Genomic DNA, 22455 nt, shown 5'->3' on the forward strand with positions numbered 1-22455 from the left:
TGTCAAGAGATCGCGCCCGCGCCAGGCCCTCCGGGCGCACCGCTCGCCACCGAAGTCCCCGGGGACGCCGCCCGGCGCCAACGAAGTCCCCAGGAGCGTCGCCCGGCGCCACCGAAGCCCCCGGGAACGCCGCCCGGCGCCGCCGAAGGCCCCCCACACACGACTGTGCGGCGACGCCGAAGCGCCGCCGCACAGGACCCCGTCACACCCCACACCTCGAACCCAGCGGAGCCGTCCCGAGCGGCTCCATGGGTTCTCGGCTCACCAGAGTTCGGCGAAGTCCACCGAGACGTTCGCGTTCGACTGGTCGAGCGCCGTGAAGCCCGAACCGTTCACCTGGGCGGTGTTGTTCTGGTTCGAGGCACCGCTGCCGACGGCCTGCTGCTGCGTGGTGGTCGAGTTGCCGTGGTTACTGCCGCCGACGCCGCTGCCGTTCACGGTCGCCACTCCGGCGTTGGACCCATTGTTCGCGAAAGCGCCGTTATCGGCCGTCGCCACACCCGAGAAGAGCGCGGCGGCCAGAGGCAGTGCCGCGGCGGCGGCGAGGACGCGGGCCGTACGAGTGCTTGCCATGTCTATTCCTCCAGAACAGGGGATACGCACCGGCGGTGAGCCGGAGGTACCGCGAACTACGGCTGATACCAAGGCAGTTGGCCGACTGCCTCGGAGCTTTGTACGACGTCGCGGGATCAGAGTTGCCCACCGAATCCCCGGCGAACCACCCCGGAAGCCCTGATTCCCTCGCAAGCGTGAGGACATGTCGATAAACCCTCCTCGCCCCCCGAACACCCGACTCACCTCCGCGAGGGAGCACTCGCGCTCCGGACCCGTCCCATCCGCACCCAGGCACGAAAGAAGGAGAAGCGTTCCGCCAATATCGGACGGCATCCGTAAGAAGGGGGCGCTTCCCCTCTTCAGGCCCCACCCCTGGGACCCCACTCGGGGTTCGCCCCCTCTTCCTTTCTTCGAACATGCGTACGAAACTGAAGTCATGGCCACCATCGATCGCCATGCCACCACTCTCGCGCTGGCCCACGCCCTGTCCGCCGCCGAGCGGGGCCTCGCGGTGATCCCGCTCTCCCGCACCAAACTCCCCGCCCTGCGCTCCCCCCACCACGACGAACCCGGCCCGGCGACGCCCTGCCACGGCGCGTGCGGCCGCCCCGGCCACGGCGTGTACGACGCGTCGACCGACCCGCGCCGCATCCGCGAACTCTTCGCCGCCGCCCCCTGGGCCACCGGTTACGGCATCGCCTGCGGGCTGCCCCCGCACCACCTGATCGGCATCGACCTCGACACCAAGGGCGAGGCGGCCGCCCCCGCGGCCCTGCGCGAACTGGCGCTGCGCCACCTCTTCACGATCCCCGAGACCGTCGTCGTGACCACGCCGAGCGGCGGCCGCCACCTCTGGCTGGCGGGGCCGCCCGACACCGTGGTCCCCAACTCGGCGGGCCGTCTCGCCCCCGGAATCGACATCCGCGGCGCGGGCGGCTACCTCGTCGGCCCCGGCTCCCGCACCGACCACGGCGTCTACGGCACCGTCCCCGGCACCGCCCAGCTACCCCCCGCCCCCTGCCCACCCGCACTCCTGCGCCTGCTCACACCCCCACCCCGCGCCCACCCCACGGCACCCACGCGGACCGACCCTGCGCCGGCCCAACAGGGCCACGGCCTGGTCCAGTTCGTCCTCGCCGCCCACGAGGGCCAACGCAACACCCGCCTCTTCTGGGCCGCCTGCCGCGCCTACGAGAACGGCATGGGCGAGACCCTGGCCCCCCACCTCACGAACGCCGCACTCCACGTGGGCCTCACCCCCCGCGAGGCCCACTCGACAATCGCCTCAGCGGCCCGCCTCACGGGACACGCCTAGCAGCGGCCCACCGGACCCGCGAGCAGAGGCGTGTAAGGGCCGCCGGTCTCTATTCGTCACCTCGACGTGAACTGGCATGAACCTAGCCGACGTTCGCGCCTGCACTGAGATGCTGGAGGTCGATCGAGAGGGGCCGCAGCGATGCGTGAAGGACTTCACCACCGCCCCCTGTCCCGCCCCCGACGGGCCCGTCCGTCCCGTCACCGACTGGCCGACCGCTGTGCAGGAAACCTTCGCCCCGTTCGCCACGGCCATAGCGGACCAGGGCCTGGACTTCCTCCACACTCGGATGCAGGCCGGCCAGTGCGGCCCGGTCCTTGCCGCCGCCATCGAGGACCGCATCGTGGGCGCTATCGGCCCCATGGAGGTGCGCTCCGATGCCATGGGACGCCCCCAGCTCATGCCCCAGTACTCGTCGTCCTGCCCGATACCCGAGGCCACGGCCTGGGAGCGCCGGATCCAGGACGTCGCGAGGCCACAACCTGTCCAGTCGCTCGACCGCCGCATGCCCGTTGCGCCGCAATCGGCGCCGCGCTGCGCGGTTGGCGACCATGATGATCGCCTCGAGGTACCGAGCACGCATCACGTCGAAGGGGTGCCCCTGGTCGGGGGGGCACCCCTCCTGTTCAACTCATCGTCTGAACTGCTGCGGCGGGTGTGGAATTGGAATGTTCGGATGCGGGACTTCGGCTACAAGAGGAGTACACGCCTCAGTGAAGCTGACGACCCATCTTCGCGAACCGACGGTTGTACCCCTTGGTGTCCCACCACTCTTCCAATGCGGCACGCACCAAGTGCACAAGCTGCCCAAGCCGCTCAGGATCAGGAATGGGCGAGGTGAGCACGTCGACAAAGGACTTGTCGTCCCAGAGCAGAGTGAATACCCAGCGCTCAGTGTCACGGCCGTGACGCTCTACAGTCAGCCAGTACGTCAACGTGACGCTGCGGTTCGGATTGTGATCGAGAGCCAGGTCATCCACGTTGAACCTGACGGCGCCGTCACCAGTGGTGTAGGAGCGAGCCAGGGCCTGTTCAGCAGGCGTTCGGGCCGCCATATGCACCTCTCGCCGATTCAGGGGGCTTCCTAGGCAGCGCTAGCACCTGGCAGCAGCGTGCCCGGCGACGCCCGGACGGTCGACCTTGTAGGCAGTAAGCAAATCCTTGGCGCCCGCAGGGGTACCGATAATGGTACGGAACTTCTCTATACGCGGGCACGTGGCGCTGTAGGTCGAGTATCCGCCCCGGCCGTTAGGGTCTCCCGACCAGATGGCAGCCTCGATCTTCCTGTCCATAGTGCTGTTCCAGCCGTGGCCCTTCTGGATGTGCTTCCACCCCCACCTGTGGTTCCCGCAGCGCATCGTTATGTAGGAAGGGCCACGGTAGTACTTGCGGACGACGCGCTTCGGGCTGCCGTGGCTGCACTTGTCCTTGATGCTCTCAGCAGAGACCCCGGCCGCCCTCCTCGGAGCGTCCTCGGCGAACGCGGAACCGGCAATTGGCACGAGCAGCGCTGAGGTGACGACAGCAGAAGTCAGCGCAGCCTTGGCGGCGCGAGAGACGTTGTTACGCAAGATTTCCCCCTCTATGCAGGCCCCCGTGGTCGGCAGGGGCGCGATGTGATCGACCTCTGATGTCAAGGTCGGAGCGTGATCACATCACTACACTTCGCATTCGGTCAACAGAGATATGACCATTTAAGTCATCGTTTCCCGGGGAGGTTCTTCGACGGCGAGCCGCCTTGCTTCGCCGGTTCGCGCCGACCACCTCACCGAGTCGCCATGAGGGTCACAGAGACCTGGTCCACACACGCTGCCCCACGGCGGAACAACGGCGGTTCAAGGTGAGATAGCGATCATGCAAAAGGGGCGCCCTTGATCGGGACACCCCTTTTGACCAGCCCATGCGCTGATCTATTGCGGTGGGTGTGGGATTTGAACCCACGGTGACATCGCTGCCACGACGGTTTTCAAGACCGTTCCCTTAGGCCGCTCGGGCAACCCACCCCGCGCCGGGTGCCGGAGGTCCGGGACGGCGCGGGGACAAGACTAGCGGGTTGGGTCGGCGGGCGAGCAGGGGCTCAGCTGTCGCCCTTGCGCTGGCCCAGGGTCACGTCGACCGTGCGCTCCTTGCCGTCGCGCTCGTAGGTGATCTTGACCGTGTCGCCCGGCTTGTGGGTCCAGATCTGGCCGATCAGGGTGGGGCCGCTGTCGATCACCATGTCGTCCAGCTTCGTGATGACGTCGCCGGGCTTGAGGCCCGCCTTGTCCGCCGGGCCGTTCGGGGTGACCGGCTTCGAACCGCCCACGCCCTCCTCGGAGATCGTCGCGCCGTCCCCGGAGTCCTGCTGGAGCGCGACCGAGGCGCCGATCACGGGGTAGACCGGCTGGCCCGTCTTGATCAGCTGCTGCGCCACGTTCTTCGCCTGGTTCACCGGGATCGCGAAGCCCAGGCCGATGGAGCCCGACTGGCCGGAGCCGCCGAGGCCGCCGCTGTCGGCGGGCTTGATCGCGGAGTTGATGCCGATGACCGCGCCGCGCCCGTCGAGGAGGGGGCCGCCGGAGTTACCGGGGTTGATGGAGGCGTCGGTCTGGAGCGCGCTCATGTACGAGCTCTTGCCGCTCTGTCCGCCGTCGCTGGAGGTCACCGGGCGGTTCTTGGCGCTGATGATGCCCGTGGTGACGGTGTTCGAGAGGCCGAAGGGGGCGCCGATCGCGATCGTCGAGTCGCCGACGGCCACGCGGTCGGAGTTGCCGAGGGCGAGCGGCTTCAGATCGGCCGGGGGGCTCTTGAGCTTCAGGACGGCCACGTCGTAACCCTCGGCGCGGCCGACGACCTCCGCGGCGTACTTCTTGCCGTTGGAGAACGTCGCCTGGAGCTTGCCGCCCTCGGCGGCCGACGCCACCACGTGGTTGTTGGTGAGGATGTGGCCCTGCTTGTCGTAGACGAAGCCGGTGCCCGTGCCGCCCTCGCCGCTGCCGCTCTGCGCCTCGATGGTGACCACGCTCGGCAGCGCGTCGTTCGCGATCTTGGCCACCGAGCCCGGCTCGCGCTTCAGGTCGGCGGGCGTGTCGGCCGCGGAGACCGTGGTCGAACCGGTGTCGTTGTCGTTCTGCTCGGCCGCCCAGTAGCCGACGCCACCGCCGACACCGCCCGCGATCAGGGCGGCCGCGAGCACCCCGGCGACCAGACCACCGCGACGGCGGCCCGGCTTCGGCTCCTGCGGCTGGTACGAGGCGCCCCAGCCGGAGCCGCCGCCACCACCGGAGGCGTACGACGGCACAGCGGGCGGCGACGGAGGCGGCCACGCACCCGCACCCGCTGCGGCACCCGGGCCCGCGCCGGCACCCGTTCCGGCATCCCCGCCGGGAACCGTGGCGTGCTCACGAGTGACAGAGGCATTGGAGTGGGCGGAGTCGGCGGAAACAGCGGGAGCGTCCACCGGCACGGGAGGTGCGGACGGGGCCTGAGGTACCGCGTTGCCCTCGTTCTCGGTGCTCACAGCTCTTCTCCTAGGTCCATGCTGTCGTAGGTGGCGTTCTCGGTCACGGCCTGGCTGCGCCGACTGCGCGTACGTACTCTGCGTGCGTACGTACAAACGTACGTCTGTGCCAACTGTGCATCTGTCCGCAGTCAGCTTTTCCCATCGGCTGTCAGGGCACCATAAGCCGAGCCTGTGCGTCCGGCGCCCCGGGACGCGGCACTCCGGCGAGCCGACGGGTACCCCGTGATGGCACCATGACGCGGTGACCCTCGCACGACAGCACCAGATCCAGGTCGTCGCCCACCGCGGAGCCTCCGAGGACGCGCCCGAGCACACGCTGGCCGCCTACAAGAAGGCGGTCGACGACGGGGCCGACGCCCTCGAATGCGATGTGCGGCTCACTGCGGACGGCCACCTCGTCTGCGTCCACGACCGCCGCGTCAACCGCACCTCGAACGGCCGCGGAGCCGTGTCGGCCCTCGAACTGGCCGATCTGGCCGCCCTCGACTTCGGCTCCTGGAAGCGGCACCACAACGAGGCCGAGGAGGGCGAGGGCCCGGACTGGGAGCGCTCCGCGGGCGCCGACTTCGGGGCCGGTCTCGGCGAGGACACCTCCGTACTGACCCTGGAGCGCCTGCTCGAATTGGTGACCGAACGCAACGCCTCGGGCCGCCAGGTGCGGCTGGCCATCGAGACCAAGCACCCCACGCGCTGGGCGGGCCAGGTGGAGGAGCGGCTGCTCATGCTCCTCAAACGCTTCGGCCTGGACGCGCCGCCCGCCGAAGGCCCCTCCCCGGTACGGGTCATGAGCTTCTCGGCGCGTTCGCTGCACCGCGTGCGCGCCGCCTCCCCGACGCTGCCGACCGTCTATCTGATGCAGTTCGTCTCGCCCCGCCACCGTGACGGGCGCCTTCCCGCGGGCGTGCGCATCGCCGGTCCGGCGCTGCGGATCGTGCGCAACCACCCCGGTTACGTGGCCAAGCTGAAGCGCGCGGGACACCAGGTGCACGTCTGGACCGTGAACGAGCCCGAGGACGTCGAGCTCTGCGCCGAACTCGGTGTCGACGCGATCATCACCAATCGCCCCAAGCAAGTTCTGACCCAACTGGATCGCCTGGGACTCCGGTAACTCCCGTTACAGGGAGTGCACCGGCGCGTTCGGTACGTATTCGATCGTGACGAGTGCGTCACCGGAGGGCGATTGGCCGGTTTCCGGTCCAGTCCATTGGGGCATCCACACCGTGGCGTGGGGCGAAGGAGGTCTCGGGGGTGGCGTTGGTGGTGGCACGGGAGGTGCCCACGTCGTCGAGCATGGCCGTACCCCATGGCCCTGCGGGCGTGGGGGAAGCAAGACACCGGATGCGTGATCAGTTGCGTGTCGGCGGAGTGTCCGAGTCGGTCATCGACGATGCCGTACTGATCCTGTCGGAGTTGCTCAGCAATGCCTGCCGGCACGGCAGGCCGCTGGGGCGCGGGATGGTCGGCGACGGGGACGTGCGAGCGGCATGGCACGTCGACAAGACAGGTCGGCTGACGGTCGAGGTGACGGACGGCGGCGGCCCGACCCGCCCGGTTCCGGCCACGCCGTCGGTGACGGCGCACGGCGGCCGCGGGCTCAACATCATCTCCGCGCTCGCCGACACATGGGGCGTGCGCGACGACGTGCACGGCGAGGTCACGGTCTGGGTCGTCGTCCAAGCGGGGCACCGCCACGACGATTTCGCTACGCGCGTCGCCGCCCCGTCGGCCGCCGCGCTCGCCGATCTCGCCTACGCGGACCCCTTCGACGACCTTGACTGAGGCCCGGCCGCGACCCGGGGTGAGCCCGGGCCGACCCGGAACGAGACCCGGAACGAGACCCGGACCGAGGTGAATCCCGGCGGCCCTGTCGCCAACGGCTAGGCTCGCGCTCGTACGCAAGTGAGCACGAGAGCCGCAGCCGGGAGACACCCAAGATGGCCAAGAAGCGCCCCCAGACCAAGGGCAAGCAGCAGCCGCAGCTCAAGGGCGGAGCCGACGAGAACTATCCGGCCGTCGGCGCCCGCGAACCCTGCCCCTGCGGCTCGGGCCGCCGCTACAAGGCCTGTCACGGCCGGGCCGCCTCGCACGCGGTGGCCGAGCTGGTGCAGCGCCCCTTCGAGGGTCTGCCCGGCGAGTGCGACTGGGTCGCGCTGCGCGAGCTGGTGCCCGCCGCCACCGTCGAGCTGACGCTCAAGGACGGGCTCCCCGAAGGCGTCCCCTCGGTCACGCTCGCCACCGTGCTGCCGATGGCATGGCCCGCGCTGCGCCGCGACGACGGCTCGGTCCTGCTCGGCCTGCAGAACGACACCTCCTCCGGCGACATCAGCCGCGATCTGGCCGACACCCTGCACCGCGCCCTTGAGGCCGAGCCGGGCACGCCCGTGCAGGGCCGCCGCGCCCCCGCGGACGGGCCGCGCCTTCAGGATCTGCTCGCCCCCGACGCGCCGTTCGAGCCGGTGGTGCACGCCGGGTTCGAGTTCTGGGTGCCGGACTCGGAGAACGCCACGCCGGAGGTCTCCGCCTCCCTGGAGCGGGCCAACGCCGCCGCCATCCCGACCGTGAAGCTCACCGGCGTGGACGCCGCGTACTGGTGCGAGACCCCGGAGAAGAACCACCTGCGCTGGGTCATGCCGCACCCCGAGGAGCAGCTGCTCGACGCGCTGGCCCGGCTGCACGCGGCCGGCACGTCGAGCCTCGGCGAGGGCACCCGGCTCGTCGGCTCCTTCCGGGCGCACGGCGTGATCGTGCCGGTGTGGGACCTGCCGACGGGCGTCGGCGCCGACGACATCGAGAAGCCGGCGGCCGAGTTCGCCGAGCGGCTCGCGGCGGCGCTCGCCTCGGACGCCCCGCTCACCGGCGACGAGCGCCGGGCGCGTGGTGGCCTCACCAACCGCCAGGTCACCCTCAGCTGAGGCGAACGGGCGCGCGCGGTCAAGCGAACGGGTCGCGCGCGGTCAGGCGATCGGGTCGCGCGCGGTCAGGCGATCGGGTCGCGCGCGGCGCGGCCGTCAGGACCACGCGCGACTGACGCACCAGTCAGTCGGTAGGAACGCGTGACTCCGGTCACAACTCCCCGTGGTCGCAGGCGAATCCCTGTCCGGATAACTGAGATCGAATTTGCCAGGAGCCGATCTCTTGTTACCGTTCAGGTAGCCCGGTTGCTGGTGCATCCCCCGTCGCCAGCAACCGGGCCCTTCCATGTCCGGGCCCGGTTCAGCGCTCAACTGCCTTGAGCGGGCGCCGAGTTGCTCCCCGAGCGCAGCAGCAGCCCGCCCGACTCCCGCGCCGCGAACTCCGCCACCGCCGAGTACGCCGCCGCCTCGCCCGCCGACCGCTCGCGCGGCGTCTCGCACACTCCCGGCTCGTCCCCCGCGTCCACCGCGCAGTGCATCTGTACCGTGCGCGCGTCCGGCCCCATCTGGGTCAGTACGCCCGTCAGGTCCTCGCCTGTGGCATTGCGGTAATAGGTACGGGCCCACGTCTCGCGGCCCTGCGTGAGGACGCAGGTCTGGGCCTCGATGCCTTCGGGGGAGGAGAGTTCGGGCCCGCACCGGGAGGTGTCCGCGGCCGCGTCCGTCGCCGCGTTCGTGCCGGCGTCCGCACGCGAGTCGGGGCCGGAGCCCGAGCCCGAAGAGGTGTTCGGAGGGGCGGCCGAGGGAGCGGGCGGGGGCGACTTCGCGTCACCGTCGCCGACCGGCCCCGCGGACGCGCCGGCGAGCGGCAGAACAACCGTGGCGGCCACGACGCCCAGGAGCACGATCAGGCGGGGTTGCATGGGCCGAACATAACGACAGTTGGCGCGCGGCCCGTTCGCCGCGCGCCCATTTCCCCTACAACTCGGGTGCGCTCACACCCGTACGAGTGAGGGCGTCGACGACGGCGTCCACGACCGCCTCGACGTCGGGCACCCAGGGGGCCGCCGAGCCGGGCAGCGGGGCGCGCTCCCAGCGGACCGGTCCCTCGCCCGTCCCCGAGGGGGGCAGCGCGAGATAGCCGCCCTCGCCGTGGAAGCGGAGGGAGCCGGGGACGTGGTCCTTGGCGTAGAGCAGCTCGCCCAACTGGGCAAGGGAGTACGGCGCGACGAGCAGATAGAAGCGGCTCTCGGTGGCGACCACCGGGCCGAGCCTGATGCCGGTCCCGTCGAGCGCGGCCAGCGCGCGCACGCCCGCGTCGACGGGCAGGCTGACGGCGCACGGGGCGCGGCCGCCGGTGGCGAGCACGACGGGGGCGCACGGGCGGTTGCTCCACCACCAGCGCACCATCCGCTCGTCGGTGGTCGCGGCGAGGAGGCCGGGGTCGAGGGGGTGCGCGCCCGGCACCACGCATTCGGGGTCGGGGCAGGCGCACCGGCTGCCGTCGCGCCGGTCGAGGCCGACTCCTGGCAGTACGGGCCACCGCCAAGCGGTCGCGAAGGTCAGGGCCGCGCCGATCTGTCCGGTACTCCGGGCGGGCTTCCTTCCCATTCGCCAGGACAGGAGCCTGCGTCGCCTTCCGAGGATCTCGCGCATGAGCGCTCGTTCCTTTCCGTTGCACGCCGGCGTTTGACGCCGGGGAGACTGCGGGCCACATCACACCATGTGTGGATCACTACACCCATGTGTGGATCTCTTCACCCATGTGTGGATCACTTCGCTGTACGTACGAGCTGGCACATCCGACCCCAGCCTGCGGCATGGGGAACCACTCTGAACCGAGCGTTGACGTGGCGTGGGGTGGCGGCGCCTGGCGATTGCCGTCCCGCGATATTGCTTGCCGCCTCCCCCACGGGAGGATGGGGCACGGTCGTCGTGACTTAAGACGCCCGGGCCCTCCGCGAGGTTCCGGGCGGGCCCCAACTGCCCCTGGTCATCACTGAGTACGTACCCAGCACGACCGCTGCAACGCTCTACCGAACAACGTCAGTCGACCGCAATATGCCCTAACCCCGCACTGTTTTCGGCCAACTTATCAAGATCGAAAACAGTGCTCAGAATTCCCACGGACACCAGGAATCCCAGCAGGACAATGCTGGACATCCCCTCACCAGGGCGTGTACATCTGGAGACATTGCTAGCGGCGCATAATGACATGGGGGTTTGCGATGCTATTGAGCATTACGCACCGGCCGGAAAGCCGTCAGCCATGAACGCCCCGCACCTTCCGAAAGTGGCCGGAATCGATTCCACTCTTCCGTCACCAGCCCACACTGTCGCGCCCACCGCGCCCACCACACCCGCACCCGCGGGCTCCCCCACCCCCGGCGCCCCCGGCGCCGTGATCCAGGACCGCCTCGCGGGCTGGGTCTCCGACCTCACCACGCTGCACGAACTCACCGAGCGGCTCGCCCGCACCCAGACCCTCGACGAGGCCCTGCGGGAGCTGCTGCGGGCCGGTGCCGCCCTCGTCGGCGCCCGGCGCGGCCTCGCCGTCCTGGAGCCCTCCGACGGGCTCGGCCCCGACTCCACGACCGGCCTCGGCCTCACCCGCGCCGAACTGGGGCACATCGAGACGGTGCCGCGTGCCGCCACGTCGTACGGCCGCATCCTGGACGCGCCGACCACCGACGCCCCCGGCTCCAGCTCCGGCCCCGGCCCCGGCCCAGCCACCGAGATCGTCCAGCCCGACCTGCTCGCCGACGACGGACTCGACCCGCGCCACCGCGAGGTCGCCGTCCGCATCGGCTACGCCGCGAGCTATGCCCTGTCCCTGGCCACCGAGGCGGCGGGCCGGGTCGGCGCGGCGGTCTGGCTCTACGACGAGCCCGCCGAGCCGACCGAGCGCAGACGTCACCTCGCCGGGCTCTACGCGGGCTACGCCGCGGAGCATCTGGCGCGGCTGCTCGAACTTGACCGCGCCCGCACGACCGCCGCGACCCTGCGCGAGGAGCTGATGCCCTCGCGGCTGCCCCGGGTCACGGGAGTGCAGCTCGCCGCACGGCACCGCACCGGGCCGCGCGGCGGCGGCGACTGGCACGACGCGCTGCCGCTGCCGGACGCCGCGCTCGGCCTCGCGGTCGGCTCGGTCACCGGGTCGGGGCCCAGCGCCGTGGCCGCGATGGGGCGGCTGCGGGCGTCCTTGCGGGCGTACGCCGTGATGGAGGGCGAGGACCCCGTCGCCGTCCTCTCCGACCTGGAGCTGCTGCTGCGGCTCACCGAGCCCGCGCGGTCCGCCACGGCCCTCTTCGCCTACTGCGAGCCCGCCCTGCGCAAGGTCGTGCTCGCCGGGGCCGGACACAGCCCGCCACTGATCATCGGGGAGCGGCGCACGGAGTTCGTCGAGACCTCCCTGTCCGCGCCGCTCGGGATGCTCGCCTGCTGGGAGGCGCCGAGCGTGGAGTTCTCCCCGGAGCCCGGAGAAACGGTGCTTCTGTATACGGACGGTCTGCTGCACCGCACCGGAGAGGCGATGGACCGGGCGTTCGCGCGCCTGCACGCGGCGGCGGCGAGCGTGCCCAAGGCCATCCGGGGCGACCCCGGGGCCGTCGCCGACCACGTCTTGCGAACCGTTCTGCCGGACGGGCTCGACGCCGTGGACAGCGAGGAGGACGTGGTGCTTCTGGCGGCCCGCTTCGAGTGAGGGCGTCGTACTTCTGGAGGTACTCCTGGAGGTACTCCTGGAGGGCCGCTTCGAGTGAGGGTGCTGATGCCTCTCCACGCGCGCGTGGCTGACGTTTTCGCGTGAGGCGTCGGGCACTCGCTGTAAGTGGCCCAACGGCCCTGTGCCCCCTTCCGTACGCCCGTACGATGGAGGGTGGCCCAGTGTCGTACCTAGGAGGCAGACCGTGTCGGACGCGCTCACCCCGGAGTTCCCGGAGACCCCGGAAGAGACCGAAGAAGAGCCGATCAAGCAGCGCAAGAACGGCCTGTACCCGGGCGTCTCCGATGAGCTGGCCGAGAGCATGAAGTCCGGTTGGGCCGACACGGAGCTGCACGAGCTGGATCCGATCCCGCAGGCCGCGCAGACCGCGGCCCGCCGCGCCGCGCTCTCCGCGCGCTTCCCGGGCGAGCGTCTTGTCATCCCCGCGGGCAACCTCAAGACCCGCTCGAACGACACCGAGTACGCCTTCCGCGCCTCCGTCGAGTACGCGTACCTCACCGGAAACCAGACCGAGGACGGCGTCCTGGTCCTGGAGCCCACCAAGAGCGGCCACGACGCGACGATCTATCTGCTTCCGCGCTCCAACCGTGAGAACGGCGAGTTCTGGCTCGACGGCCAGGGCGAGCTGTGGGTCGGCCGCCGCCACTCCCTCACCGAGGCCGAGAAGCTGTACGGCATCCCCGCCTCCGACGTGCGCGAGCTGGCCGAGGCGCTGCGCGAGGCGACCGGGCCCGTGCGTGTCGTACGCGGGTACGACGCCGGTATCGAGGCCGCGCTGACCGACAAGGTCACCGCCGAGCGCGACGAGGAGCTGCGCGTCTTCCTCTCCGAGGCCCGTCTGGTCAAGGACGAGTTCGAGATCGGTGAGCTGCAGAAGGCGTGCGACTCGACCGCGCGCGGCTTCGAGGACGTCGTCAAGATCCTCGACAAGGCCGAGGCGACGAGCGAGCGCTACATCGAAGGCACGTTCTTCCTGCGCGCCCGCGTCGAGGGCAACGACATCGGCTACGGCTCCATCTGCGCCGCGGGCCCGCACGCCACCACCCTGCACTGGGTGCGCAACGACGGCCCCGTGCGCTCCGGAGAGCTGCTCCTGCTCGACGCGGGCGTGGAGACGCACACGTACTACACCGCGGACATCACCCGCACCCTGCCGATCAACGGCCGCTTCAACGAGCTGCAGAAGAAGATCTACGACGCCGTGTACGAGGCCCAGGAGGCCGGCATCGCGGCCGTGAAGCCGGGCGCCAAGTACCGCGACTTCCACGACGCCTCCCAGCGCGTGCTCGCCGAGAAGCTGGTGGAGTGGGGTCTCGTCGAGGGTCCCGTCGAGCGCGTCCTGGAGCTGGGTCTCCAGCGCCGCTGGACGCTGCACGGCACCGGTCACATGCTCGGCATGGACGTCCACGACTGCGCCGCCGCGCGCCGCGAGTCCTACGTCGACGGCACGCTGGAGCCCGGCATGTGCCTGACCGTCGAGCCCGGCCTGTACTTCCAGGCGGACGACCTGACCGTGCCGGAGGAGTACCGCGGCATCGGCGTCCGGATCGAGGACGACATCCTCGTGACGGAGGACGGCAACCGGAACCTCTCGGACTCACTGCCGCGGCGTTCGGACGAGGTCGAGGCGTGGATGGCCCGGCTCAAGGGCTGAGCGGCTCCGTCAGGGAGCTGAGCGGCTTCAGTGAGCCGACTTCCGCTCGTCCTCGCCCGCGATCTTGGCCGTGCTCAGGGCGATGCGGTTCCAGGTGTTGATCGTGGAGATCAGGGCGAGGACGCGGGCCAGCTCCGCCTCCTCGAAGTGCTCGGCGGCGCGTGCGTAGACGCCGTCGGGCACGCCGTCCTGGGCGACCAGCGTGACCGCCTCGGTCAGGGCGAGGGCCGCCTGCTCCTTGTCGGTGAAGAAGTTCCTGGCCTCGCGCCATACGCCGATCATGTGCAGGCGGGCCTCGTCCTCGCCTGCCGCGCGGGCGTCGGAGGTGTGCATGTGGAGGCAGTAGGCGCAGCCGTTGAGGAGCGAGGCGCGGATCTGGATCAGCTCGACGAGGGCCGGGTCCAGGCCGTCGCGGGCGGCGGCGTCCAGGCCGATCAGGGCCTTGAAGGCCTTGGGCGCGGCCTTGGCGAAGTCGAGGCGGGGGGTCTGGGCGGGGGCCGCCTGGGCCGGAGTGGTCGCGGTCGTCTGCGTGGCGTGCGTGGCTTGCGTCATGGCTTTGAACCTAGGCACGTGAAAGACCCCGGATAAGGTGCATTCCCATGGCTGAACCATGGGTCAATTCCGCGGAGCGCATCGGCAGTGACCTGTATCTGGAGCTGTCCGGTACGGGCAGCCGCCGTGCCGTCCTCATCCGGGCGCTGCGGGACGCCGTGCGCGACGGCAGGCTCGCCCCCGGCACCCGGCTGCCGCCCTACCGCTCGCTCGCCGCGGACCTCGGCCTCGCCCGCAACACCGTCGCCGACGCCTATGCCGAGCTGGTCGCCGAGGGGTGGCTGACGGCCCGGCAGGGCTCGGGGACGCGGGTCGCCGAGCGGGCGGCGCCGCCCAAGCCCGTACGCACGCCGAAGCCCGCCCCCGCGCGGCCCGCCGCTCCCGCGTACGACCTCCGTCAGGGCCGGCCGGACCCCGCCTCCTTCCCGCGCACGGCCTGGCTCGCGGCGGCCCGGCGTGCCGTCAACTCCGCGCCGGGCGACGCCTTCGGGCCCGGCGACCCGCGCGGCCGCGTCGAGTTGCGGCAGGCGCTCACCGACTATCTGCGGCGGGCCCGCGGGGTGCGCGTCGCGCCCGAGCGGATCGTGGTCTGCTCCGGCTTCGCGCACGCGCTGCGGCTGCTGTACGGGGGCTCGCACGGCGCGGGTGGCCCGGTGCTGCGCGGCCCGCTCGCCGTGGAGTCGTACGGACTCGGCTTCCACCGCGGGATCCTGGAGGACGCGGGCGTCCGGACGGTTCCGCTTGAGCTGGACGAACAAGGGGCCCGGATCGAGGAACTGACCGCGGGTCAGGACGTACGCGATGTGCGGGGTGTACGGGGTGTGCGCGGCGTACAGGACGTACGGGGTGTACTGCTCACGCCCGCACACCAGTTCCCGACCGGCGGGCCGCTGCACCCGGCCCGGCGTGCCGCCGTCGTCGACTGGGCCCGCACGAGCGGCGGGCTGGTCCTGGAGGACGACTACGACGGGGAGTTCCGCTACGACCGCGAGCCCGTCGGCGCCCTCCAGGGCCTGGATCCCGAGCGGGTCGTCTACCTCGGCTCGGTCAGCAAGAGCCTGTCCCCCGCGGTGCGCCTCGGCTGGATGGTGCTGCCGGAGCACCTCGTCGACGGCGTGCTCGCGGCGAAGGGCGAGCGGGAGGCGTGGGCGGGCGTACTCGACCAGCTCACGCTCGCCGATCTCATCGCCTCCGGGCAGTACGACCGCCATGTCCGCCGGATGCGCCAGCGGTACCGGCGCCGCCGTGACCGGCTGGTCGCCGCGCTCGCCGAGCACGCCCCGCACATCGCGGCCACCGGGGTCGCGGCCGGGCTGCACGCGGTGCTGCGGCTGCCGCCGGGGACGGAGGCGTCCGCGACCAAGGCGGCGGCCTGGCAGGGGGTCGCGCTGGACGGCCTCGCCGCGTTCCGCCATCCGCGGGCTAGGGGGCGGGGCGCGGACGGCCTCGCCGCGTTCCGCCATCCGCGGGCTAGGGGGCGGGGCGCGGACGGCCTCGTCGTCGGGTACTCCACGCCGTCGGAGCATGCCTATGGGGCGGCGATCGAGGCGCTGGTGCGGGCGTTGCCGCCGGGTGATTCAGGTGGGGGTGCCGACGGGTGAAATAGGCGCAGTCTCTTGACCGTTGAAGGCGGGAAACGGGAGCCGACGACGGAACGAACTTCGAAGGCGTGCGCCTGCTTCTGCTTCCCACGCGCGGCACGAAGGGCGGGCTGCTCCGGACCACTCCGGCGGTCTACCGGCGATCTACCTGTCGGTTCCGGCTCGCGACCGGGTCGTCGTCGAGGTCGGCACCGAGCGGTACGAGGCCCACGCCGCGCCCGTCGACGAGGCCGAGCACGACGGACTGTGGCGCCAGCAGATCGAACAGGACCCGAACTTCGCGGAGTTCCGGGCCCGGGCGCCACGGCCGATCCCGGTGATCGCGCTGACCCGCGCGGGTGTCACGCCGTCAGCAGCGGTGCGCCCTCACGCCACTTCAGCATCTTGTCGAAGCTGATCACCGCTCCGCCCCGGCCCGGGTTGTTGCCGAGGTGGACGTGGTCGGCCAGCTCCCTGATCAGGCACAGGCCCCGGCCGTGCTCGTCCGTCTCGGCGGCGGGCGGCCGGGGCGTCGGACAGCCGCGTGCGGCTCCCGGGCCGGGGAAGCCGGGGCCCGAGTCGGCCACCTCGATGCGGCACTTCTCGCCGTCCAGATAGGCCGTCACCCGATACGCGCCGGCCGTCCCGCCGGGGGCGGGCGCGCCGCCGTGCTCCACGGCGTTGGCACAGGCTTCGCTGAGGGCGAGCGACAGGTCGAAGGAGACGTCGGGATCCACGCCCGCGGTCTCCATCGCGCCGATCAACAGGCGGCGGGCAAGCGGAACGCTCGCAGCTTCGCGCCGCAAATGGAGAGACCACCAGATGCTCATGCTCCAGCCTCCTGGCTGCGGCTCGACATACCGATACGTATTGCCGCAAGCGCGCACGGATAAGCGCGCGGCCCGCGTGAAGCCGCCCATACGGCGGACGCGCGGCCTGCGCGGCTCGTGTAGGGCGGCTGGGGGTGGTGTGGGTGACGGGGCGTGCGCTGCCCCGTGTGGGGGGTGGTGCGCGGGCCTGCGGGCCTCGCGGGGGCGAGCGGGGGGTCGGCCTGCGGCGGCCTGTGGTGCTGCCCCCGTTGAGCCGCGCCCTGGGCGGGCGCGGCCGCGTGTGCCCCGTGCCGTCCGAGGGTCGGCGCCGACGCGCCCGAGCGTGGGGCGCCGCAAGGGTGGGGTGCGCCATCCGGGTTGCCGCCTCCGCCGATCGCCTCGTGCCGGAGCGGTCCGGCTGCGGCTCGGCTGAGGCAGGGCCCACCTAGTCGGATGACGCCCCCCGCCCAGGCCCCCACACCGCCCCCCTCGCGGACGCGCGACGCGTCGCCCGCGCCGGGCCTCCCCCGGCCGCCCCAGGCAAGCCCAGCCGTGGCTTCCCGAGCTCATCCGAGAGGGCGCCACCGGCCATCGCCCGGGTGCCGTCGGTCGCCTCACGCGGGCGCAGCCGGTCCATCCCGCCGGGAACCGGACCTTCCGGACCTGCCGTATGCGTCGGGTAAGTCCAGTGCGATGATGGCCCCGCCATGACTGCCCCCCACCAGCACCAGCCGCGTGACGGAGTCGATCTCCGGCTGCTCAGGGCCGCGGTGTTCGCCGCGGTCTGCGTCGTGCTGTCCGCCGGGGGCCATGTGCTCGCTTCCTGTGTCGCCGTCCCGCTGTGGACGCTCGGCGCCGGTTTCCTCGCCGTCCTCGCGGTCGCGCTGCCGCTCGCCGGGCGGGCCCGGTCCCTGCCCGGCATCGCCGCCCTCCTCGCGGTGGGCCAGCTCGGACTGCACGCCCTGTTCGGCCTCGGTCAGCACGGCGTCACGGCCGCCGCCCAGGTGAACGGCGACGCCTCCCTGGTGGAGCGGGCCGCGCGCCTGGTCTGCGGGGCGGGCGCCTCGACGATCACTCCCGCCCAGGCCCACCGCATCCTGACCACGGCCGGGCTCGGGACGGGCGGGGGTACGGATCACGCCGCCGCCCACCACCACGGTCAGTCCGCCGCCGCCGCGGCGGACTCCGCGCTGGACTCCATGTCCACGGCGGGCGCCACCGGAACGGCGGGACCGATGGGATCGGCCGGCTCCATGGGTGCCATGGCGCTCGTGCCGTCCCTCCCCATGCTCGTCGCCCACCTCCTCGCGGCCCTCGCCGCGGGATGGCTGCTGCGCCGCGGCGACCTCGCCCTGCTCCGGCTCATCCGGCTCGCGCAAGGGGCGCAGGGGGTCGCCGAAGGGGCGCTCGTACGTTCGTTGCGCTCGGCCCTCACCCTCGTACGCGCCCTGCGAGCCGGTCTGCCCGGGGCGCCCGAGACGACGGGGCCGCGGCTGCCGCGCACCGCGCGCCTCGCGCCTCCGAAGCCGCGCACGCTCGCGCTTGAGGACGCGGTGATCCGGCGCGGCCCGCCGGCCGGCGTCCGCCACGTCGAACTCGCTGCCTGACGCGACGCACTCCACCAGCCGTACGGAGGGGTCGCTCGGCACGCACGCGCGCGTGCCCGCCAACCAGGCCGCGCGCATCCCCCTCGTACTGAGTAGTGAGCAGTGCGCAAGTGAGCAGGGCGCAGTGAGCGGTGAGTACGGAGCACCGTGCCACGCGTATCGCTCCGTGCACCCGCACGCGACGACCCGCGCCTCCGCTCACTGCTCACCCCTGCCGAAAGTGGAGTGTTTTTTCATGAAGATGTCCCGTATCGCCGCCGTCGGCACCGTCGCCGCCTCCGCCGTCCTCGTCCTCTCCGGACCCGCGTTCGCGCACGTCAGCGTCTCCCCGGAGGGCGAGGCCGCCAAGGGCGGATACGCGACCGTCAACTTCAAGGTGCCGAACGAGATGGACGACGCCGCGACCAACAAGGTCGAGGTCTCCTTCCCCGGTGACCACCCGCTCGCCTCCGTGATGACGCAGCCCGTCCCCGGCTGGACCGCGAAGGTCACCAAGTCCAAGCTCGACAAGCCGCTGGAGATCCACGGCGAGAAGATCGACGAGGCCGTCACCAAGGTCACCTGGACCGCCGACGGCAAGGGCATCCAGCCGGGCAGCTTCCAGAAGTTCCCGGTCTCCATGGGCCAGCTGCCCGAGGACGCCGACGAACTCGTCTTCAAGGCGATCCAGACGTACGACAACAAGGAAGTCGTCCGCTGGATCGAGCCGCAGCAGAAGGGCCAGGAAGAGCCCGAGCACCCGGCGCCCACCCTCCAGCTGACCGCCGCCTCCGACGACCACCACGGTGGCGGCGCCTCCGGCGACGCGAAGTCGGACGGCAAGTCGGACGCCAAGTCCGAGAGCGCCTCCGCGGACTCCTCGGACAGCAGCGACACCACCGCCCGCGTCCTCGGCATCGTCGGCATCGTCGTGGGCGCCGCGGGCGTCGCGTTCGGCGTGGCCGCCACGCGGCGTCGCGTCACCGGCTGAGCCGTCCGCAGAGCCATCCTTCGGGGTGTGCCGAGGCGGCGAAACGGCCGCCCCGGTGCACCCCGGCCCCCCTCACATCTGGGACATTTTCGTATGCGCACGAAGAGCACGAAAAGTATGACGAGCACGAAGAGCCCGAACAGCCTGCGGGGCACGCGCAAGAGGGCCGCCGCCGCTGCCCTGCTGGCCGTGGCCGCGCTCACCCTGACCGCCTGCGGCGGCGGTGACGACAAGAAGAAGCCCGTCGCCGACGTCTCCATGGAGACGGACTCGGGCAAGGCGGCGACCGTCCTCGACAAGCCGTTCAAGAAGCCGGATCTCGTCCTGACCGACACCCGCGGCAAGAAGTACGACCTGCGCGAGGAGACCAAGGGCAAGCCGACGCTGATCTACTTCGGCTACACGCACTGCCCCGACGTCTGCCCGCTGACGATGAACAACATCGCGGTCGCCAAGAAGGCCCTGCCCAAGGCCGACCAGGACAAGCTCAAGGTCGTCCTGGTCACCACCGACCCCAAGCGCGACACCCCCGCCGAACTCGGCAAGTGGCTCAAGGGCGTGGACTCCGACTTCGTCGGCCTGACCGGCGACTTCTCGACCATCCAGGCCGGGGCCCGCCAGCTCGGCATCAGCATCGAGCCGCCCAAGAAGGACAAGAACGGCAAGGTCGTCTCGATGCACGGCCTCCAGGTCATCGCTTTCTCGCCGAAGAACGACGCGGGATACGTCCTGTACGACGAGGACGCCACCGCCGGCGACTACACCAAGGACCTCCCCAAGCTCATCAAGGGAGAGAACCCGTGAGCCACCGCACCACGACCCGCACCGCCACCCGCCGCCGCGCCCTCGTCGGCGGGGCCATAGCGCTGGCCTCGGCCCTCACCCTGGCGGGCTGCGGCGACGGCTCGGGGCCCGGCGACCAGGAGACCCCGCGCAAGCCCGAGCTGAAGGTCGGCGGGGCCTACATCCCCGAACCCACCATGGACGACATGGCGGCCGGCTTCTTCACGCTCACCAACAGGGGCGGCGCCGACAAGCTCACCTCCGCCACCAGTGACATCGCGGGCGCCGTCACGCTGCACAGCACCAAGGGCGGCGTGATGAAGGAGCAGAAGTCCTTCGACGTGCCCGCGGGCGGCAAGCTCGAACTCGCGAGCGGCGGCAACCACCTGATGTTCGAGAAGCTCAAGCGCAAGCCGAAGCAGGGCGAGAAGGTCGCCCTGACGCTGCACTTCCGCACGTCGGATCCGATCACCATCGAGGTGCCGGTCAAGGAGGCGACGTACCGCCCCAAGGAGGGCCACGACAGCTCGAACGCCTCGCACACGCCGCAGATGTCGCACTCGTCGCACTCGTCGCACTGAGGACGGACCGTTGATGCAGACCATCGCTCCCCGCTCCGGCATCGCACCCCGTTCCGGGACCGCCCCCCGCCCGGGGCTCGCGCCCGGCCTGTGGCGGCTTCTCCTCGTGCTCGTCGCCGCGACCGGTGCCTTCCTCGCCGGCGCCGCGCCGGCCTCCGCGCACGCCGCGCTGACCGGCAGCGACCCGAAGCAGGGAGCGGTGGTCGACAAGGCCCCGGCCCAGGTGAAGCTCACCTTCTCGGAGAAGGTCGCCATGTCGGACGGCTCGGTGCGGGTGCTCGACCCGTCCGGCAAGCGCGCCGACACCAACAAGACCACCGACCTGGGCGCCAACACCTACGGCGTGAAACTCCGGAAGAACCTGCCCGACGGCACCTTCACCGTCGCCTACCAAGTGGTCTCCGCCGACAGCCACCCGATCGCCGGCGCCTTCACCTTCTCCATCGGCGCGCCCTCCGACACCAAGGCCGTGCTGCCCGACCAGGAGGCGGGCGGCGGTCTCGTCGGCGTGCTCTACGACATCGCCCGCTACCTCTCCTACGCCGGGTTCATCCTGGTCGTCGGCGGCGGCGCCTTCGTGCTCGGCTGCTGGCCGCGCGGCGCGGGCGTGCGGCCCGTGCAGCGGCTCGTGACGTACGGCTGGGTCACGCTCACCGGCTCCACGCTCGCCCTGCTCCTGCTGCGGGCCCCCTACACCGGCTCAGGGAAGCTCGCCGACGCCTTCGACATGGGCAAGCTCGGCGACGTGCTCAACACCAAGACGGGCGCGGCCCTCGTCTCCCGGCTGCTGCTGCTCGCCGCCGCCGCGCTGTTCATCGCGGTGCTCTTCGGCGCGTACGACAAGCGGGAGGACCCCAAGGAGAAGAAGGACCTCACCTTCGGGCTCGCCATCGGCGGCACGGTCGTCGCCCTCGGCATCGCGGCGACCTGGGCGATGGCCGAGCACGCCTCGACCGGCATCCAGGCGGGCATCGCGATGCCCGTCGACGTGCTGCACCTGCTGGCCGTCGCCGCCTGGCTGGGCGGCCTCGCCGCACTGGTCGTCGCGCTGTACCGCACCTCTTCAGTAGAAGCGGTGGCCGTACGGCGATTCTCGCGGGTGGCGTTCGCGAGCGTGGCCGTACTGGCCGCGACGGGGCTCTACCAGTCGTGGCGCCAGGTCGGCTCGTGGTCGGCGCTGACCGGGACGTCGTACGGGCAGTTGCTCCTCGTCAAGATCGGCCTGGTCGTGGTCATGGTGGGCGTCGCCTACCTCTCGCGGCGCTGGACCGGACGCCTCACCTCCGGGACGGGCGAGGGGGCGGCGGAGGCCGCCACCGCCGTACTCGTCGAACAGCGCGCGGAGAAGAAGCCGGTCACCGTGCCGGCGCCCGCCGGGGGCGGCGACGACCCCGAGCGCTCCGCCCAGCTCGCGCGTCAGCGGGCCGCCATGGCCACCGCGCGCGAGAAGCGCGTCCGCGACGCCGACCCCGACCGCTCGGGACTGCGCCGCTCGGTGCTGACCGAGGCGGGCGTCGCCGTCGTGCTGCTCGCCGTCACGACGGCCCTGACGACCACCGAGCCGGGCCGCACCGAGGAGGAGGCCGCCAAGGCCACCTCGGCGGCGGCGGCCGCGCAGCGCTCTGGCCCGCTCACCCTCAAGGTGCCCTTCGACACGGGCGGCCAGGACGGGAAGGGCACCGTGCGCCTGGAACTGGACCCGGGGCGCACCGGCAGCAACGACCTGCACGTCTACGTGAAGCGGCCCAACGGCAGCGCCTTCGACGTGCCCGAGGTGAAGGTCTCCCTCACCCTCAAGGCGAAGGGCGTCGGCCCGCTGCCCGTCGCCCCGGACCACATCGCCACCGGACACTGGACCGCGAGCGGGGTGCAGGTCCCGATGGCCGGAAACTGGAAGATCGCGGTGACGGTGCGGACCTCCGACATCGACCAAGTGACCGTGAAGAAGAACGCGCAGATCGGCTGAACGAG

The 22455-nt window shown here is 71.5% G+C and carries 20 protein-coding genes, 1 tRNA gene and 1 pseudogene; 13 read left to right on the forward strand and 9 right to left on the reverse strand.

From position 1 onward, the window contains the following. Positions 1–261 precede the first annotated feature (261 nt). The gene (locus tag DMA15_RS18180; RefSeq protein WP_125513861.1) at positions 262–573 is read right to left on the reverse strand and encodes a hypothetical protein; all 312 of its coding nucleotides are present in this window, start codon (positions 571–573) and stop codon (positions 262–264) included. Between the two features lie 418 nt (positions 574–991). On the opposite strand from DMA15_RS18180, the gene DMA15_RS18185 reads away from it, so the two are divergent. Continuing rightward, entirely contained in the window at positions 992–1870 is an 879-nt protein-coding gene (locus DMA15_RS18185; RefSeq protein WP_125513862.1) for a bifunctional DNA primase/polymerase, read from the forward strand. A gap of 710 nt (positions 1871–2580) precedes the next feature. Here the strand turns inward: DMA15_RS18185 and DMA15_RS18195 are convergent. The 4 genes from DMA15_RS18195 to DMA15_RS18210 all read right to left on the reverse strand — a co-directional run bounded on the left by DMA15_RS18195 (position 2581) and on the right by DMA15_RS18210 (position 5369). Beyond that, positions 2581–2925: a hypothetical protein gene (locus DMA15_RS18195; RefSeq protein ID WP_125513863.1), complete on the reverse strand. Its 345-nt coding sequence runs from the start codon at positions 2923–2925 to the stop codon at positions 2581–2583. Positions 2926–2964: 39 nt separating this feature from the next. Further along, the gene (locus DMA15_RS37525) at positions 2965–3507 is read right to left on the reverse strand and encodes a hypothetical protein (protein ID WP_240659846.1); all 543 of its coding nucleotides are present in this window, start codon (positions 3505–3507) and stop codon (positions 2965–2967) included. Positions 3508–3786: 279 nt separating this feature from the next. Next, positions 3787–3873, reverse strand: a tRNA-Ser gene (locus DMA15_RS18205). Positions 3874–3947: 74 nt separating this feature from the next. Continuing rightward, on the reverse strand, positions 3948–5369 hold the full coding sequence (locus DMA15_RS18210) for a trypsin-like peptidase domain-containing protein (RefSeq protein ID WP_125513864.1): 1422 nt from the start codon (positions 5367–5369) through the stop codon (positions 3948–3950). 244 nt (positions 5370–5613) lie between these two features. On the opposite strand from DMA15_RS18210, the gene DMA15_RS18215 reads away from it, so the two are divergent. The 3 genes from DMA15_RS18215 (at position 5614) to DMA15_RS18225 (ending at position 8284) form a co-directional block, all read left to right on the forward strand. Then, positions 5614–6480 (forward strand): glycerophosphodiester phosphodiesterase, encoded by an 867-nt coding sequence (locus tag DMA15_RS18215; protein ID WP_125513865.1) that lies wholly within the window; start codon positions 5614–5616, stop codon positions 6478–6480. Between the two features lie 53 nt (positions 6481–6533). After that, a complete protein-coding gene (locus tag DMA15_RS18220; RefSeq protein WP_125513866.1) occupies positions 6534–7151 on the forward strand; it encodes an ATP-binding protein in 618 nt (205 codons plus the stop codon). 155 nt (positions 7152–7306) lie between these two features. After that, on the forward strand, positions 7307–8284 hold the full coding sequence (locus DMA15_RS18225) for a DUF5926 family protein (RefSeq protein WP_125513867.1): 978 nt from the start codon (positions 7307–7309) through the stop codon (positions 8282–8284). A 308-nt stretch (positions 8285–8592) separates the two neighbouring features. Here the strand turns inward: DMA15_RS18225 and DMA15_RS18230 are convergent, their stop codons facing one another. Both DMA15_RS18230 and DMA15_RS18235 read right to left on the reverse strand, forming a co-directional pair. Continuing rightward, the gene (locus tag DMA15_RS18230) at positions 8593–9147 is read right to left on the reverse strand and encodes a hypothetical protein (protein ID WP_125513868.1); all 555 of its coding nucleotides are present in this window, start codon (positions 9145–9147) and stop codon (positions 8593–8595) included. Between the two features lie 55 nt (positions 9148–9202). Next, positions 9203–9880, reverse strand: coding sequence for a bifunctional DNA primase/polymerase (locus DMA15_RS18235; protein ID WP_125513869.1), 678 nt, complete (start codon positions 9878–9880; stop codon positions 9203–9205). Between the two features lie 496 nt (positions 9881–10376). Here DMA15_RS18235 and DMA15_RS18240 point away from each other — a divergent pair, with 496 nt between their 5' ends. Continuing rightward, on the forward strand, positions 10377–11927 hold the full coding sequence (locus DMA15_RS18240) for a PP2C family protein-serine/threonine phosphatase (RefSeq protein ID WP_125513870.1): 1551 nt from the start codon (positions 10377–10379) through the stop codon (positions 11925–11927). Positions 11928–12132: 205 nt separating this feature from the next. After that, on the forward strand, positions 12133–13602 hold the full coding sequence (locus DMA15_RS18245; protein WP_125513871.1) for an aminopeptidase P family protein: 1470 nt from the start codon (positions 12133–12135) through the stop codon (positions 13600–13602). Positions 13603–13629: 27 nt separating this feature from the next. On the opposite strand, the gene DMA15_RS18250 is transcribed toward DMA15_RS18245, so the two are convergent. Next, positions 13630–14154 (reverse strand): carboxymuconolactone decarboxylase family protein, encoded by a 525-nt coding sequence (locus DMA15_RS18250; RefSeq protein WP_125513872.1) that lies wholly within the window; start codon positions 14152–14154, stop codon positions 13630–13632. 47 nt (positions 14155–14201) lie between these two features. On the opposite strand from DMA15_RS18250, the gene DMA15_RS18255 reads away from it, so the two are divergent. Both DMA15_RS18255 and DMA15_RS18260 read left to right on the forward strand, forming a co-directional pair. Continuing rightward, positions 14202–15755, forward strand: a complete 1554-nt coding sequence (locus tag DMA15_RS18255) for a PLP-dependent aminotransferase family protein (RefSeq protein ID WP_125513873.1) — start codon at positions 14202–14204, stop codon at positions 15753–15755. 68 nt (positions 15756–15823) lie between these two features. Then, positions 15824–16152, forward strand: a pseudogene (locus DMA15_RS18260) (nitroreductase/quinone reductase family protein). On the opposite strand, the gene DMA15_RS18265 reads toward DMA15_RS18260, so the two are convergent. Further along, a complete protein-coding gene (locus tag DMA15_RS18265) occupies positions 16097–16564 on the reverse strand; it encodes an ATP-binding protein (RefSeq protein WP_125513875.1) in 468 nt (155 codons plus the stop codon). The pseudogene DMA15_RS18260 and the gene DMA15_RS18265 overlap by 56 nt on opposite strands. Positions 16565–17250: 686 nt before the next feature. Between DMA15_RS18265 and DMA15_RS18270 the strand changes: the two genes are divergently transcribed. The 5 genes from DMA15_RS18270 (at position 17251) to DMA15_RS18290 (ending at position 22450) form a co-directional block, all read left to right on the forward strand. After that, on the forward strand, positions 17251–18150 hold the full coding sequence (locus tag DMA15_RS18270) for a hypothetical protein (RefSeq protein WP_125513876.1): 900 nt from the start codon (positions 17251–17253) through the stop codon (positions 18148–18150). Positions 18151–18385: 235 nt separating this feature from the next. Then, a complete protein-coding gene (locus DMA15_RS18275; RefSeq protein ID WP_125513877.1) occupies positions 18386–19120 on the forward strand; it encodes a YcnI family protein in 735 nt (244 codons plus the stop codon). 117 nt (positions 19121–19237) lie between these two features. Next, entirely contained in the window at positions 19238–19924 is a 687-nt protein-coding gene (locus DMA15_RS18280; protein WP_125513878.1) for an SCO family protein, read from the forward strand. Continuing rightward, positions 19921–20484 carry a copper chaperone PCu(A)C gene (locus DMA15_RS18285; RefSeq protein ID WP_125513879.1) on the forward strand — a complete coding sequence of 188 codons (564 nt, stop codon included), beginning with the start codon at positions 19921–19923 and terminating at the stop codon, positions 20482–20484. Before DMA15_RS18280 ends, DMA15_RS18285 begins: the two co-directional genes overlap by 4 nt. 13 nt (positions 20485–20497) lie before the next feature. Next, positions 20498–22450 (forward strand): copper resistance protein CopC, encoded by a 1953-nt coding sequence (locus DMA15_RS18290; RefSeq protein WP_125513880.1) that lies wholly within the window; start codon positions 20498–20500, stop codon positions 22448–22450. Positions 22451–22455 lie beyond the last annotated feature (5 nt).

The sequence above is a fragment of the Streptomyces sp. WAC 01529 genome (assembly GCF_003945545.1).
Classification (GTDB): domain Bacteria; phylum Actinomycetota; class Actinomycetes; order Streptomycetales; family Streptomycetaceae; genus Streptomyces; species Streptomyces anatolicus.

Bases quoted from the DNA above. Each gene is read 5' to 3' on its own strand.
- DMA15_RS18230 (WP_125513868.1), bottom strand. From the start codon at position 9,147: ATGCAACCCCGCCTGATCGTGCTCCTGGGCGTCGTGGCCGCCACGGTT.
- DMA15_RS18270 (WP_125513876.1), top strand. From the start codon at position 17,251: ATGACTGCCCCCCACCAGCACCAGCCGCGTGACGGAGTCGATCTCCGG.
- DMA15_RS18185 (WP_125513862.1), top strand. From the start codon at position 992: ATGGCCACCATCGATCGCCATGCCACCACTCTCGCGCTGGCCCACGCC.
- DMA15_RS18180 (WP_125513861.1), bottom strand. From the start codon at position 573: ATGGCAAGCACTCGTACGGCCCGCGTCCTCGCCGCCGCCGCGGCACTG.
- DMA15_RS18195 (WP_125513863.1), bottom strand. From the start codon at position 2,925: ATGGCGGCCCGAACGCCTGCTGAACAGGCCCTGGCTCGCTCCTACACC.
- DMA15_RS18280 (WP_125513878.1), top strand. From the start codon at position 19,238: ATGACGAGCACGAAGAGCCCGAACAGCCTGCGGGGCACGCGCAAGAGG.
- DMA15_RS18275 (WP_125513877.1), top strand. From the start codon at position 18,386: ATGAAGATGTCCCGTATCGCCGCCGTCGGCACCGTCGCCGCCTCCGCC.
- DMA15_RS18265 (WP_125513875.1), bottom strand. From the start codon at position 16,564: ATGAGCATCTGGTGGTCTCTCCATTTGCGGCGCGAAGCTGCGAGCGTT.
- DMA15_RS18240 (WP_125513870.1), top strand. From the start codon at position 10,377: ATGCTGGACATCCCCTCACCAGGGCGTGTACATCTGGAGACATTGCTA.
- DMA15_RS18255 (WP_125513873.1), top strand. From the start codon at position 14,202: ATGGCTGAACCATGGGTCAATTCCGCGGAGCGCATCGGCAGTGACCTG.
- DMA15_RS18290 (WP_125513880.1), top strand. From the start codon at position 20,498: ATGCAGACCATCGCTCCCCGCTCCGGCATCGCACCCCGTTCCGGGACC.
- DMA15_RS18250 (WP_125513872.1), bottom strand. From the start codon at position 14,154: ATGACGCAAGCCACGCACGCCACGCAGACGACCGCGACCACTCCGGCC.
- DMA15_RS18235 (WP_125513869.1), bottom strand. From the start codon at position 9,880: ATGCGCGAGATCCTCGGAAGGCGACGCAGGCTCCTGTCCTGGCGAATG.
- DMA15_RS18225 (WP_125513867.1), top strand. From the start codon at position 7,307: ATGGCCAAGAAGCGCCCCCAGACCAAGGGCAAGCAGCAGCCGCAGCTC.